Source organism: Proteiniphilum sp. X52, from assembly GCF_003712195.1.
Taxonomy (GTDB): Bacteria; Bacteroidota; Bacteroidia; order Bacteroidales; family Dysgonomonadaceae; genus Proteiniphilum.
Genome location: NZ_RDSD01000001.1, coordinates 378,597 through 393,339, shown reverse-complemented (window position 1 = coordinate 393,339; position 14,743 = coordinate 378,597). Strand labels below are relative to the sequence as shown.

11 protein-coding genes are annotated in these 14,743 nt (G+C 44.8%); 10 read left to right on the top strand and 1 reads right to left on the bottom strand.

The features are described 5' to 3' along the window. Positions 1-96 precede the first annotated feature (96 nt). Positions 97-1,434, bottom strand: a complete 1,338-nt coding sequence (gene gdhA / locus D7D25_RS01355) for an NADP-specific glutamate dehydrogenase (RefSeq protein ID WP_122967165.1) — start codon at positions 1,432-1,434, stop codon at positions 97-99. 425 nt (positions 1,435-1,859) lie between these two features. Here gdhA and trmB point away from each other — a divergent pair, with 425 nt between their 5' ends. The 10 genes from trmB to D7D25_RS01290 all read left to right on the top strand — a co-directional run bounded on the left by trmB (position 1,860) and on the right by D7D25_RS01290 (position 14,587). After that, positions 1,860-2,597, top strand: a complete 738-nt coding sequence (gene trmB, locus D7D25_RS01345; protein WP_122967164.1) for a tRNA (guanosine(46)-N7)-methyltransferase TrmB — start codon at positions 1,860-1,862, stop codon at positions 2,595-2,597. Between the two features lie 76 nt (positions 2,598-2,673). Next, positions 2,674-3,783, top strand: coding sequence for an Mrp/NBP35 family ATP-binding protein (locus tag D7D25_RS01340; protein ID WP_122967163.1), 1,110 nt, complete (start codon positions 2,674-2,676; stop codon positions 3,781-3,783). A 148-nt stretch (positions 3,784-3,931) separates the two neighbouring features. Next, positions 3,932-4,465 (top strand): NUDIX domain-containing protein, encoded by a 534-nt coding sequence (locus D7D25_RS01335; protein WP_122967162.1) that lies wholly within the window; start codon positions 3,932-3,934, stop codon positions 4,463-4,465. Next, the gene (locus D7D25_RS01330; protein WP_122967161.1) at positions 4,462-4,683 is read left to right on the top strand and encodes a hypothetical protein; all 222 of its coding nucleotides are present in this window, start codon (positions 4,462-4,464) and stop codon (positions 4,681-4,683) included. Before D7D25_RS01335 ends, D7D25_RS01330 begins: the two co-directional genes overlap by 4 nt. A 92-nt stretch (positions 4,684-4,775) precedes the next feature. Then, positions 4,776-4,985 carry a type II toxin-antitoxin system RelE/ParE family toxin gene (locus D7D25_RS18710; protein WP_158602506.1) on the top strand — a complete coding sequence of 70 codons (210 nt, stop codon included), beginning with the start codon at positions 4,776-4,778 and terminating at the stop codon, positions 4,983-4,985. 8 nt (positions 4,986-4,993) lie between these two features. Continuing rightward, positions 4,994-7,984, top strand: coding sequence for a tetratricopeptide repeat protein (locus D7D25_RS01320; protein WP_122967159.1), 2,991 nt, complete (start codon positions 4,994-4,996; stop codon positions 7,982-7,984). 107 nt (positions 7,985-8,091) lie between these two features. Then, a complete protein-coding gene (locus D7D25_RS01315; protein ID WP_122967158.1) occupies positions 8,092-9,801 on the top strand; it encodes a hypothetical protein in 1,710 nt (569 codons plus the stop codon). A 379-nt stretch (positions 9,802-10,180) separates the two neighbouring features. Next, the gene (locus D7D25_RS01305) at positions 10,181-12,478 is read left to right on the top strand and encodes a transglycosylase domain-containing protein (RefSeq protein ID WP_255417146.1); all 2,298 of its coding nucleotides are present in this window, start codon (positions 10,181-10,183) and stop codon (positions 12,476-12,478) included. A 609-nt stretch (positions 12,479-13,087) separates the two neighbouring features. Next, positions 13,088-13,348, top strand: coding sequence for a hypothetical protein (locus D7D25_RS01295; protein WP_122967155.1), 261 nt, complete (start codon positions 13,088-13,090; stop codon positions 13,346-13,348). Between the two features lie 33 nt (positions 13,349-13,381). After that, positions 13,382-14,587, top strand: a complete 1,206-nt coding sequence (locus D7D25_RS01290) for a 6-bladed beta-propeller (RefSeq protein WP_122967154.1) — start codon at positions 13,382-13,384, stop codon at positions 14,585-14,587. The last annotated feature ends 156 nt before the right edge of the window (positions 14,588-14,743 follow it).

Sequence of the window (14,743 nt, the reverse complement as noted above, 5' to 3'; positions counted from 1 at the left end):
AGGGGCGCGTACCATAACGGTATGCAGCCCCTTGCCTTTTCAATCTTCGGCCGGGTTGCTGCCCGGAAGGCCATATCCCGGTCGTTTCTCACGTTGCTATATCACTCCTTGGGCCATCATGGCGTCGGCCACTTTCATGAAACCGGCGATGTTGGCTCCTTTCACGTAGTTGATATATTGTCCGTTTCTGCCGTGCGCCACACATTGTTCATGAATATCACTCATGATCTGGTGCAGCCATTTGTCTACCTCCTCATTGTTCCATGAAATATGCATGGCATTTTGCGTCATCTCCAGACCCGAGCAGGCCACACCGCCCGCATTGACCGCTTTCCCGGGAGCAAAAAGCATCTCATTCTCCAGGAAGAAATCCACCGCTTCGGCGGTACAACCCATATTAGAGACTTCAGCCACGAGCAACACTCCGTTCTCTTTCAACCGCTTGGCATCTTCCAGGTTCAATTCGTTCTGAATAGCACAGGGTAAGGCGATGTCCACTTTGAGCTCCCATGGTTTCCTTCCGGGATAGAACGTCGACCTTGGAAATTCTTCGGCATAAGGCGCCACCACATCATTTCCGGAGTCACGCAATTCGAGCATATAGTCGATCTTCTCCGGGGTATTCACACCATCCGGGTCATAGATATAACCATCGGGACCTGATATCGCCACCACTTTGGCCCCCAACTCGGTAGCTTTTATCGTTGCACCCCATGCCACGTTTCCGAAACCGGAAACAGCTACGGTCTTTCCTTTCAGATCGATATTATGTGTTTCACACATCCTCTGCACAAAATAGAGTGCTCCAAATCCGGTAGCTTCGGGACGAAGCCGGGAGCCTCCGAATGACATTCCCTTTCCTGTAAAGGTTCCCGTATGTTCGCGGGCCAACTTCTTGTACATACCGAACATATAGCCCACTTCACGTCCACCAACGCCAATATCTCCGGCCGGCACATCGGTATCGGGACCGATATTCCGCCACAACTCCATCACAAAGGCTTGGCAAAAACGCATGATCTCCGCCTGGGAACGGCCTTTGGGGGAGAAATCAGATCCACCTTTACCTCCTCCCATCGGAAGAGTCGTCAACGCGTTTTTAAAAGTCTGTTCAAATCCCAGAAATTTCAGGGTGGACAAAGTCACCGAGGAATGGAACCTAATCCCCCCTTTGTAAGGGCCTATTGCGCCATTGAATTGTACCCGATAACCGATATTCACATGCACTTTCCCATTATCGTCCACCCATGGGACTCGGAAAGTAAACACTCGGTCGGGTTCCACTATCCGTTCGATTATGCCCGCCTTTTCAAACTCAGGATGTTGGTTGTATACCTCTTCAATCGATATCAACACTTCTCTCACGGCTTGAAGATACTCAGACTCACCCGGGTGTTTCGCCTCGAGTTGTGTCATAATGTCATTCACTTTCATATTTATAAGGTTTATTTAGGAATTCAATCTGACAAAGGTATAGAATAATTTGGAATATTGACACTTCTTGGATCATAAATTATTCCGAAAAAATTTCAAATTCCACGAAATGGGCTCTCAATTCAGGATTTCAGATTCAGGATTCACAATCGATTAATTATCACATTATCAACTCAGCATAAATTCTCCTTCTCCGCGTTATCCCAATCTCGCTCTTCACGTCCCTCTTTCCCTTTTTCACTCTTCATTCTTCTCTCTTCATTCTTCCCTCTTCACTTTTCATTCTTCACTCTTCATTCTTCCCTCTTCACTCTTCCCTCTTCATTGTCTCTCCTCTTCCCCTTATGCAACGGCATAATCCAAAAAAGTTTCGGATGGTAAGAGTTAAATGCCTATTTTTGTGATGAATTTCTGATCTGTTTACAATGGCAAAGAACAAACTGGCCAAATTTGCCGATATGGCCACTTACGGAAACGTGTTTCAATACACCTTTGAAACCTTGAAAGAAGAAGGGTTTCCATATAAGGGAAAATGGCAGGCCTATTTTGGCAATAATAATCCCCTTGTGCTGGAACTGGGTTGCGGCAAAGGGGAATATACCGTCGGGCTGGCGCGTAAATTCCCGGAAAAGAATTTTATCGGGATAGACATCAAAGGTGCGCGAATGTGGACCGGCGCCACACAGGCATTGGAAGAAGGGTTAACAAATGCAGCTTTTCTCCGGACACGCATCGAGCTCATCCAGCACTTCTTCGCACGGGATGAAGTATCGGAAATATGGATCACTTTTCCCGATCCCCAGATGAAGAAGACCAACAAGCGGCTCAACTCCACCCGGTTTATGGAACAGTACAGCCGGATGCTGAAAGAGGGTGGTATCATTCATCTGAAAACAGATAGTAATTTCCTTTACCGATACACCAAAGCAATGATCACGGAGAACCGGCTCGAAGTGCTTTTCGATACCGACGACCTCTATCGCTCCGGACTGAATGAGGATATGCTCGAAATCCGCACGTTCTATGAACAACAGTGGCTCTCACGTGGTTTAAACATCAAATATATCCGCTTTCTCTGCCCGAAAAATCACCGTTGGACAGAACCGGAGGTGGAAATAGAAAAAGACGCGTATCGCAGTTTTGGCCGCGATGCGAGAGTTTAATGTGACTAATGTGACAATGAGTCACATTGGCACATCAGTCACATTGGCACATTAATTAATTAGTCACATTAATATTATGGCAATATACCCGCAACTCATCATCGACGCATTGAAAAATGTGCGTTACCCGGGAACGGGACAGGACATTGTTTCCGCCGGCATGGTAGCCGACGACATCCGGATTGAAGGGATGAAAGTGAGCTTCTCGCTCATCACTGAAAAGGCCCATGACCCGTTTATTAAATCGGTCGTGAAAATGGCCGAACAGGCTATCCTGATGTATGCCGACGAAAATATCGACATACAGGGAAATATCTCCGTGAAATCGAAACAGGCACCCCGCCCGGAACTCCCCGACCTGTTGGCCGGAGTAAAAAATATCATTGCCGTGGCATCGGGAAAAGGCGGTGTGGGGAAAAGCACCGTATGTACCAACCTGGCGGTAGCACTGGCGCAAAAAGGATATAAGGTAGGCCTGCTCGATGCCGATATCTTCGGCCCGTCGGTTCCCAAAATGCTCGGAGTAGAAGATGCTTCACCGGCATTAGAGAAAAAAGAGGGGCGAGACCTTATTGTCCCCATACAGAATTACGGCATAAAAATGCTCTCCATAGGTTTCTTCGTCAAGAAGGAAGACGCCGTAGTCTGGCGTGGGGCGATGGCAGGTAACGCGTTGAAACAACTTATCGGCGATGCCGATTGGGGAGAACTCGATTATTTCCTGATCGATTTTCCGCCGGGGACAAGCGATATCCACCTGACGCTGGTACAAACGCTAGCCATTACCGGTGCGGTGATCGTAAGCACTCCCCAGGAGGTGGCACTGGCAGACGCGCGCAAGGGGATCAGCATGTTCGCCGCAGATAAGGTAAACGTACCCATCCTGGGCCTGGTGGAAAACATGGCATGGTTCACCCCTGCCGAATTACCGGAAAACAGGTATTATATCTTCGGAAAAGAAGGATGTAAGCGATTGGCGCAAGAGCAAGGATACGCTTTATTAGGTCAGATACCCATCGTACAAACTATTCGTGAGGGCGGTGATGAGGGACAACCGGTAACGTTACAGGAAGGAAGTATTACAGGCATGGCTTTCTCGCAACTGGCCGATAATCTGGTTGAAGCTGTCGATAAACGAAACCGGGAACAACCTAAAACGCAGATCGTGGAAGTAACCCGGAAATAAGAACGTTTTATAATTACCAATTAGCAATTACTAATTACCAAATTGGTCATATTAGTCTCATTGGCACATTGATACATTAGCACATTGTCACATTGCCACATTAGCACATTGGCACATTAGTCACATTAGTCACATTAATCACATTAATATGAATCATCCTCTGCATCAATTTCGGTTTTGTCCGAAGTGCGGTTCAGCACATTTTCTCGAACACAACGAAAAGTCGAAGAAGTGTTCCGGCTGCGGATTTATATATTATTTCAACTCGTCGGCCGCTGTGGTGGCGGTAATTGAAAACAGCAAAGGGGAAATACTTGTCGCCCGCAGGGCGAAAGATCCGGCAAAAGACACACTGGATCTTCCTGGCGGCTTTATTGATATGCACGAAACGGCGGAAGAGGCTGTAGCTCGTGAGATAAAGGAAGAAACAGGCTTATTGATAAATTCATGCGAATATCTGTTCTCTATTCCGAATATTTATCTATATTCGGGGTTTGAAGTACATACTGTGGACATATTCTTTAAATGCAGAGTAAAAGAATTCAATCATTTAACTGCCCAGGACGATGTCTCAGAATTACTTTTTATTGCATACAACAGAATCAATCCGGCTGATTTCGGGTTAATGTCCATTCGTAAAGGGGTTGAAAAATTATTATTGGGAGTAAAGAACAAAAAATGAAAACAGTTAAAATAGATATTATAAATCCAAAAGCGGAAGAGCTACTTCGCAGTCTTGCCGATTTACAGCTTATCAACATATCCCAATCCGAAGAAAATATCATAAACCTTTCTTCGGAACAAAAAGAGATGTTGATAATGAGTGAAAAGGATGTTGCATACGGTAATATCGTTTCGGAAGAAGAATTGGAAGAGATAGACAAAGCATGGCTTCATTAAAAGTTTTTTGGACATAGACAGCCATTTTACAACGTAATCTTGTTTTTCGGTATTGGAATAATCGAAACAAGAGTAATGAATATTCTATAAAGTTGAATATAGCAATAAAAGAACGTACTTTTTTGTTGAAAAGTTCACCTTTTAGCGGGAGAAAGACAGATTTTAACGATATTAGAATTTTGCCTATTAAACATTATAGCATTTTATACAAAATTGAAGGCTCCCGAATTCTTATTATGGCATTTTGGGATAACCGGCAAAACCCACAAAAATTATTAAAGTTATCAAGTGAGAATAAATAATCTAAAATATGAAGAAAATCATTTTACTGTTTACCCTTGCCTTTATAGCACAGGTTTCCATAGCGCAAAAAACGGTATACCATGCTCAGCCCGAGCAACTGTTCAACCGTGGGAAAGAGATGTTCCTTGAAGGGAATTGGGAAGGCGCGGAACAATTGCTGGGAAAATTCGTTGCCGGAAGCGACGATGCTTATTTGAAAGAGGAGGCCGCCTACATGAGGGCTCTGTCCTCATTCTATCGCGGCAGCAATAACAGTGGGAATATCCTGGAAGCGTTTCTCGACACACATCCTGAAACCATCCACCGCCATCAGGTCAATTTCCTGATCGGCTCATACTATTTCGATAAGAAAGAGTGGCATGCAGCAGGAGAGCGGTTCAATCAAGCGGACCTCGATTATCTCACCCTGTCGGAACAGGAAGATTACAGTTTCCGTTCGGCTTATACCCAATTGCAATTGGGAAATAAACAAGATGCCAGCCGTCTTTTCGGACTACTCTCACAAAACAGTAGCCAATACCGGGATGCGGCCACTTTTTATCTGGGTTACATCGAATATTCCAACGGAAACTATGCGGAGGCGTTGCGCCGTTTTGAACGATTACAAAATCATCCCGAATACAGTGAGGAAGTAGCATTTTATAAAGCTCAGGCTACTTTCTTCGATGGCAAGGTCGAGGAAGCCGTCAGGTTGTCGGAGGCTTTCGTAAGCAGATATCCCTCGAGTGAACATCTTACCGAGGCATACAGAGTTCTGGGGAACGGTTATTACAGGCTGGGACAAGCCTCCAGGGCAGTACCCCATTACGAGAAGTACCTTGCCGGCGTGGACAAGCCGCTTAGAGGGGATGCTTACTTCCTGGGATTATCCTATTTCGAAACAGGCAATTACAGCAGGGCAGTAGAGATGTTCCAGCAGGCGGTGGGAGAAGCCGATGAACTCACTCAGAACGCACAATTGCAACTGGGGCAAACTTATTTACGGCTGAATCAGAAACAAGCGGCCCAAATGGCTTTTGAGGCGGCGTCCCGCGGCAATTTCAACCCACAGGTACGTGAAACGGCCCTGTTCAACTACGCTTTACTGGCCCACGAGACCAATTTCTCCGTCTTCAGCGAATCCATCACCCTGTTCGAGAACTTTCTCAGGGAATTTCCCAATTCGCCCTATAAAGACCAGGTAAACGACATTTTGGCTGAGACTTTCCTGACTACCAAAGATTACAATGCTGCCCTGAACGCGATCAACCGTATCAGTAACCCCGGACGCCGGATACTGGAGGCGAAACAGATGGTCCTTTTCCAGTTGGGAGCCCAGGCCTTTATCAACGGTAACATGAACGAGGCAGTACAGCATTTTAACAATAGCATCAGTCTGGGCAATCAGGATGCCAAAGCCCGCAATAACGCCTATTTCTGGCGGGGTGAAGCATATTACCGGATGGGGAACTACAGCAATGCAGCCAATGATTTCCGGCAATTCACCCAAAACGCCGCCCCTGCAGACGAGAATCACTCTCTGGGATGGTACAATCTGGGGTATGCGCTCTTCAAACAACAGCAATATAATCAGGCCGTCAATGCTTTTCAGCAATACATCGCGGCGGAAAAAACCAGGAATCGGCCGGAATACGCCGACGCACTGAACCGCATAGGCGACAGCTACTACTTTAACCGCAGTTTTAGCGAGGCAGAACGCTATTACGCACAGGCAACCGACATCAACCCATCCTCTGCCGATTATGCCGCCTATCAACGGGCATTTGTGATGGGACTGCAACGCAACTACCAGGGAAAGATCACGGCATTGGACAATCTGATGCGCACCTATCCCAATTCACAATATTTTGATGATGCCCTTTATGAGAAAAGTCGCGCACTCACGATGCTCAACAGAGAGAATGAAGCCATCGCGGTACTGCAACGACTGGTGAATGATTTCCCGAAAAGTCCCCTCGCCAGTCAGGGAGGGGTCCAATTAGGGCAATTGTACTACAATATCGGTAATTATCAACAGAGTATCGCTGCATACAAGAACGTGATTGCCCATTTTCCCGGTTCAGACGATGCGCGTAATGCGCTAATCTCGTTAGAAACAGTCTATCGTGACATGAACGATATCGACAGCTATGTAAAATATGCCAACTCTTTGCCGGGAGGTATGCGTATCACCCCATCACGACAGGATTCGCTTACCTATCTGGCAGCCGAAAGTGTATATATGCGTGGCGAACGGGCGGATGCCGAGGCGGCCATGACAAAATATATCCAATCTTATCCCAATGGAGCATATCACAGCGATGCCCATTATTATCTCGGAGTGATTGCCGACGAAAGGAAAAAGCAGGATTTGGCACTATCGCATTTCCGGAAGGTGATCGACGCCGGCAATCTAAAATTCCTCGACAACGCGTTGATCTATACCGCGCGGACTGAATATGCAAACGGAAACTTCCGCCAGGCGCTTGCCGATTATTCCCGATTGGCTCATTCAGCCCGTAATGCCACCAACCGGCAGTTGGGACAAATGGGAGTTGTGCGGTCACAATCGCAACTGGGCAGTTATCACGAAGCAGCCAGAGCAGCTACCGACTTGCTCTCCAATAATAATCTCTCACCCGAAACGATCACAGAAGCCAGATATTTGAGAGGAAAAGCGTACCAGCAAGTCAATGAAACGGATAACGCCATGGCCGATTTCCAGTTCGTGGCCAATGATACCCGCAGTATCTACGGGGCGGAAGCACAGTTCATCCTTGCCGACACCTATTACCGGTGGAAGTCATATGATCGTGCCGAAGCTCAGGTCAAAGAGTTCATGCGAAAAGGCACCCCACACCAGTACTGGATGGCGCGGGCACTTATTATCCTGTCGGACACCTATCTTGCCAAAGGCGATGAATTCCAGGCACGCCAATACCTGGAAAGTCTGAAATCCAACTATAAAGGAGATGAGGCCGATATCCAACAAATGATCAATCAGAGACTTAATAAGTAGTTGATGTAATGATTTAATGATTTGATATTCCTAATTTTTCACTTTTAGTTTTTCACTTCTATAATTGGCACATTCGCAAATTAGCACATTGACAAATTTATATCCGTATGAAGAAAATATATATCGTAATAGCAGCATTGGCGTTGTCCGCCGGAAGTTTTGCCCAGACAGCAGATTCTCTGCTGAGGCGTCAGATGGAGTTGGAACGGGATTTCAACCCTACCCTGCTGGATGCCGACAAGATCCATTCGCTGCCGGCCCTCCGTGAACCTTCCGTTCAGAAAGCCAATACCAATTACTCCACCTGGGCAGGCCGTACCACTCCCCCCTTGGAAATAGCCTTACCCCGGCCGGGAAGTATCATGACGGAGATTCCTTACAGCCTGAAAAAGGGGTATCTTTCCTTCAACGCGGGGAATTATGCCAATCTGGATGGGGCATTTGGTTACCGTCTCCTGGAAGATGACAAGAACAGTCTCACTTTCTCCTTTCTGCACAATTCCTCAAACGGAGAGATAAAATATGTGCAAAATGTGGAAGCGGAGACCAACAAAGCCTTTTTCATGGACAATAAAGGTGGTTTGGGCTATCAGCACCGGGCCGATGCGCTCACGATCAATATGGAGCTCTCCTACCTTCATTCACTGTTCAACTACTACGGAAACAGATTCGGCAACCCGGCTTTCTATGAGGATGAAAACCAACGCCTGGGAGTGTTGGACGCTAAAGTCGGCGTCGCGTCGCGCGAGACGGATCTGTTGAATTACAGGGGATATGTGCATCTCCGCAACTTCTCCACAAAATTCGACGGACTTCTCGACCAGGAAGGGATAAAGGGAAATGAGATAAACGCCATGGTGGGATTCGATAAACCTTTCGGCGACGCACAAAGTAAATTAGGTGTCGATGGAAAGATTTTTACAACATTTTACAATAATGACATCAATAATTACTACCTGATAAACGCGGCTCCTTATGTCACGTTCGGAAGTTCAAGCAGTTTTGCCAAACTAGGGGCAGAGATATTATTCCAGAACTCCAACGGCACAAAGGCCCGGGTTGCTCCCAACGTAAAGGCCCAATGGGCGGTAACCGAGCACTCATCGCTGTATGCGAATATCCACGGTGGTTTCAGCAATAACACTTTCCTCGACATGGTACAGGAATCGAGATACATTCGTCCTTATGGGAATGTGAATCCCTCCTACTCCATCGTGGATATGGATGCCGGGGCAAAGATCGGCGAAGTCAGCGGATTCCGGTTCGATATCTTCGGTGGATTCAAAAAAACTGATGATGAGCATTTCCTGATACTGAACGGCCGGGATGTGATCGACGGAGGTGTGCCGGGGGCCCATAAAGAGGTGCTCAGGCCTGTATATGGCGATTTGTCCCATGCTCATATTGGCGGAATGATCCAAAGCAATATCTGGGCTCCCCTCGACATTTCGTTGCGTCTGAAAAAGAATTTTTATAATCTGGACTATGTCACTATAGATGAGACGCAGGTCAAAGACCCCAAAGCTTATAACAAACCCGGTTTTGAAGCTGACCTTCGTGCCGCATTCACCCTTACCGGTTTCCTGAAACTTACAGCCAATTATTACTTTGCCGGAGACCGATGGTCATACTACGATGGCTCAAACAGGCAAATGGACAATATCAACGACCTCAATGCGGGCGCCCTCTACCAGATCAACGATGCCTTTTCGATCAACCTGAGGGTAAATAATCTGCTCTCTCAGAAATATGATATCTGGTACGGTTATCCGGCACAGGGACTCAATGCATCCGGTGGATTCACCTTCCGCTTCTGACGATATTTTCCTGTGAACGAACCGCCCGATTCTCCCTTCCGAAAGCCGGGGCGGATCCCACTCCCCGGTCTGACAGTGAGGTTGCATAGCACTGAAAAGCGTTTGAAACTATTTTTAATAGATCTCCCTTCTTGTTTCCAATGCTTTTGTGTACTTTTGTAGAATGTAAGATGCGTTTCGGCCAAGTCTGAAAATCTATTTTCACCTTGCCGCTCAACATTCATTACTTTTGTCGCAATCTTTCAGCATCTATAAATCATACGGGAGAATAAGATAAGGTATGGGTAAACAAACAAAGGGTCGGAAGAAAAGCCCGAAAACAAAGGATATATCACAAAAGAATGGCATCATCAAAGCCATATGGAGCATTTTCGGTATCATGGCGGGAGGCGTTATCCTTTTTTTCCTGCTCATTTCCGCGGGACTCATAGGCTATATTCCCAAAATTGAACAACTGGAAAACCCGATCGACAAATATGCCTCTCAGGTAATCTCCACCGATAATGAATTGCTTTTCACCTACTCCCAAAGTGATGATAACCGCATATTCGTGGATTACTCCGATCTATCTCCCCATCTCATCAACGCGCTGGTCGCCACGGAAGATATACGCTTTTATTCTCATTCCGGCATCGATATCATCGGTCTGGGAAGGGTCATATTCAAGACACTTATCCTCAGCAGGGAAGAGAGTGGAGGCGGTAGTACCATCACCCAGCAGTTGGCGAAACTACTCTATTCACCAAGGGCGAATAATAAAATAGAACGTGTTTTCCAGAAACCGGTGGAATGGGTAATTGCAGCCAAATTGGAACGCTTTTACTCAAAAGACGAAATCATTAACCTCTATCTGAACAAGTATGATTTCAACTACAACGCGGTAGGAATTGAATCTGCCGCCCGTACCTATTTCAACAAAACACCCAAAGAGCTGGGTATTGAAGAAGCGGCCATGTTGATTGGGATGCTTAAAAACTCTTCCCTCTATAATCCCCAACGTCGTCCGGAAGTAACCCGGAACCGCCGGAATGTGGTGATCACCCAGATGCAGAAAGCCGGCCACCTCACTAAACAGGAAGCTGACTCTTTGAAACAGCTTCCCATTCGGCTCGATTTCAACCGTTCGGACCACGTCGATATTATCGCACCTTATTACCGGCAGCACCTGGCAAGGATAATGATGGCCAGAAAGCCGGAGAGGAAGAATTACGCATCGTGGCAAGGACAGCAGTTCAGGGAAGATTCGGTGGCATGGATAGAAGACCCGCTTTTCGGCTGGTGTAACAAAAACAAGAAACCTGACGGTTCTCACTATAATATTTATACCGACGGATTAAAAATCTACTCTACCCTCGATTCCCGGATGCAGCGCCATGCGGAGGCAGCCGTGAAAGAGCACCTGGGAGGTTATCTCCAGAGTCAGTTTTTCCGTGAAAAGAAAGGAAAGGCCTATGCCCCTTACTCCCGTGAGGTAAGCGACAGAGCGGACAACCTGATGATGGCGTCCGTGAGACAGAGCGAGCGTTACCGAGTCCTTAAACAAGGCGGCCTCAACGAAGAGGAGATTATCCGTAACTTCAAGGAGAAACCGGTGGAAATGAAGGTCTTTTCCTGGGAACACCGGGAAGTGGATACGCTCATGACGCCCTGGGATTCCATCCGTTACCACAAAAATTTCCTGCGGACCGGCTTCATGGCAATGGATCCCTTGACGGGACATGTGAAAGCCTATGTGGGAGGCCCTGACTTCAAATTCTTTAAATATGACAGTGCCACCGGTAAACGCCAGATCGGTTCTACCATCAAACCCTATCTCTACACGCTGGCAATGGAGGAAGGGATGAGCCCTTGCGACGGAATGATCCACGGGCCGGTAAGATTGATGGATGAGAACGGCATTCCATGGGAACCGAGAAATACACGTCCGGCAAGCGGTGATTTTGTATCTATAAAATGGGGGTTGCAAAACTCCGACAACTGGGTAACCGCCTGGCTGATGAGCCAATTCTCGCCCTATGCCTTTGCCAGGATGCTCCAATCCTTTGGGTTAAAGACACCTGCCGACCCGGTAGTCTCCCTGGCATTAGGACCAAATGACGCTTCCGTATATGAGATGGTGGGCGCTTATTCAGCTTTCATCCATAGGGGTATCCGTGTGGAACCGGTTTTGGTAACCCGAATTGAAGACGCCTATGGAAATGAAGTCGCTTCATTCGTCCCCCGGATGAAGGAGATCTTCAGTGAATCGACTTCCTATAAGATGCTTGATATGCTGAAAGGAGTCGTGGACGGCGGAACGGGTGGCCGGTTACGCCGCATCTATAACCTGAAAGGACAAATGGGGGCCAAGACCGGCACTACCAATAACAACTCCGATGGTTGGTTCATGTCGTTTACGCCCCGCCTGGTAGCAGGTTGTTGGGTGGGAGGTGAAGAACCCTCTATCCATTTCGACCAGATGGGTTATGGCCAGGGAGCCAGTATGGCACTCCCCATTCACGGTATTTTCTATCAGAAGGTCTATTCCGATAAGGAATTGAATTACACCGATGACGGCGTCTTCGATATCCCTGCCGCTTTTGATCCCTGCCATGATAGGCAGCGATATTCTCCCGATTTCTACCGCCGAAACGATCCGGTAATCGAAAGCCAGGGGATTGACGACATATTCAACTAATGAAAAATCTGCCACCGTGGCCATCCTTTAAGTGATGATGGGGTTATTATTAAAACTCCTGAAATTCTGCACTGTAGGATTATCGGGATTTGTGATTGATTTTTTAAAATAATACCCATATTTGCATCTTATCAGTAAAATACTGATATAAAAGTGTTTATCACAATTTCAATGAGAGACGAATAGTACCAGAATAGGTAATAACCAAAAACGAGCTGGTCCGATAGAATGAAAACATAATTCTTTTCCTTATGGAAACACAAAGGCCATCTATCTTTTCTTTCCGCTACTTGTATTTCATAATACTGGGAGTGTCTGCGGTGGTAGTATATTACCCTATCCTATCTGCCAACGCACGTACACGTGGTATAATACGGATACGTTGAAACAAGAATTAAGAAGTTACTGAAACAACAGGATGATTATCATATATTTATCCTAATAATGAGTGATGAATCAACAATCAAAAAAAGATAACCGCATGAAAACAGATTTTGCTTTTTATGAAAAGTCGATCTTCCGACAATCCCGTTATCAAACGGGATGAAAGTAATTATTAAGCAATTTATTGATTCTAACCATATTATTAATAACTAAACAATTAATAAAATGAAAAAGAACTATTTAACAATTTTGGGCATAGCAACTTTACTATTTGCCCTTACACTGAACCTGAGGCATGCATTGGATGATTACGGAGTAGTAGAGAATAAATTGCATGTGGAAGTATTGGCGCAGTCAACTACCTCCGGGGGTGGAGGTAGCTCCGGGGGTGGGAATGAAGGATGTCAAGGATATCTTGTAGATTCATACAAAACTACTCTTTATAATGGTTATTATACATATAAATCTATCACAAAGAGGGCTTGACATTGACAAGCCCTCTTGATATACAACTAACTTATGAAAAAAAAATATTGTTCATTTTCTATATTGGTATTGGTTCTGGTTACAATTGCATCATGTAAAAAAAATCACAATTCAGTTCCTATTAGTTCGGAGTATATTGAAATAAATCTAGATGAAATAAAAAAAGAAGACACATTACTCTTATCCCAGATCTTCAATAATATTGATGTCATTCAATTAAGTGATGAAATACTTATTGGAGAAATAAGTAAGATATTGGTTCATGATGAAGAACTATTTATTTTGGATAAACTATCCAGTGCTGTTTTTATTTTTGACAAAAAGGGGAATTACAAGAAAAAGATTGGATCAAGAGGGGCAGGCCCCGGCGAGATGTTAAGGGCTTTTGATATGTCTGTTGACAAAAAAAACAATTGTATCTATATCTCAGATATTCAGACACAAAAGATCAACAAATACAATATTAAAGATGGAATATTCCAATCATCGATATCCCTGTCTTCGAATATGCCGATGTGCTCATATATTTTTTATGAGAATGACACTATATATCTGACTCAATTCGATCCAAGTAAAAAGGATACAGAATATTTATTTAGAATACTCCCTGTGGATGGGGAAGATAATAACTTTATAATTCCGACCCTTAGTAATAAGTCTTGGGATAATGCTCTGACAAATTATAACGGACCCTTTCTATTGAAATGGGATAATAAACCCTTATTATCCCACTTGTTTATGGATACAATATATGAATATTCAAACAACCGGCCAACACCATATATAGTTTTGAGTGGATATGAAAAGAATTTTTTTATCCCGAACGATTTATCCGGGTTAGACGTCAATAACAATCCTATGGATATGATAAAAATTCTTGGAATGAACAAATATTTTGATATTCATCATTTTATGGATACGGACGATTTTATCTTCTTTAGATTGAACAAAGGGAGCAAACCCCATAATATCTTATACGATAAAGGGAATTCGTCTGCAAAAAAAATAGAATCTATTTATGAAGATTTATTTTTTAATCGTGTCAATATTAATCAACTCCCTGTAAATTATGGTATTAAAGAAGATAAATCTGTTCTTTATTATATCGGACCGAGGGATTGGGAGACTATGATAACATCATCGAAACTTATTAAGGATGAATCCTTATTAAACGGTTTGAAAAACATAAAAGACAGTGATCGTTTTAATGGTTTTATTTTGTGGTATGAAATTAAGTAGAAAGAATATTCTTTCAAATCACAAAAGAAATTCTCTGAAGGACTGAATCCAGTTATAATATATGAAACGAGCATGATAATCATTATCACACAAGATCATGACTAAAGCGAGTTCCATATGACACCATTGAAAATAAATATTATAGTCATATGAAAA

Excerpts from the sequence above, each read along its gene's own strand:
- D7D25_RS01315 (WP_122967158.1), top strand. The coding sequence starts at position 8,092 with ATGAAGAAAATATATATCGTAATAGCAGCATTGGCGTTGTCCGCCGGA.
- D7D25_RS01340 (WP_122967163.1), top strand. The coding sequence starts at position 2,674 with ATGGCAATATACCCGCAACTCATCATCGACGCATTGAAAAATGTGCGT.
- D7D25_RS01330 (WP_122967161.1), top strand. The coding sequence starts at position 4,462 with ATGAAAACAGTTAAAATAGATATTATAAATCCAAAAGCGGAAGAGCTA.
- D7D25_RS01305 (WP_255417146.1), top strand. The coding sequence starts at position 10,181 with ATGGCGGGAGGCGTTATCCTTTTTTTCCTGCTCATTTCCGCGGGACTC.
- D7D25_RS01290 (WP_122967154.1), top strand. The coding sequence starts at position 13,382 with ATGAAAAAAAAATATTGTTCATTTTCTATATTGGTATTGGTTCTGGTT.
- D7D25_RS01295 (WP_122967155.1), top strand. The coding sequence starts at position 13,088 with ATGAAAAAGAACTATTTAACAATTTTGGGCATAGCAACTTTACTATTT.
- D7D25_RS01335 (WP_122967162.1), top strand. The coding sequence starts at position 3,932 with ATGAATCATCCTCTGCATCAATTTCGGTTTTGTCCGAAGTGCGGTTCA.
- gdhA (WP_122967165.1), bottom strand. The coding sequence starts at position 1,434 with ATGAAAGTGAATGACATTATGACACAACTCGAGGCGAAACACCCGGGT.
- trmB (WP_122967164.1), top strand. The coding sequence starts at position 1,860 with ATGGCAAAGAACAAACTGGCCAAATTTGCCGATATGGCCACTTACGGA.
- D7D25_RS01320 (WP_122967159.1), top strand. The coding sequence starts at position 4,994 with ATGAAGAAAATCATTTTACTGTTTACCCTTGCCTTTATAGCACAGGTT.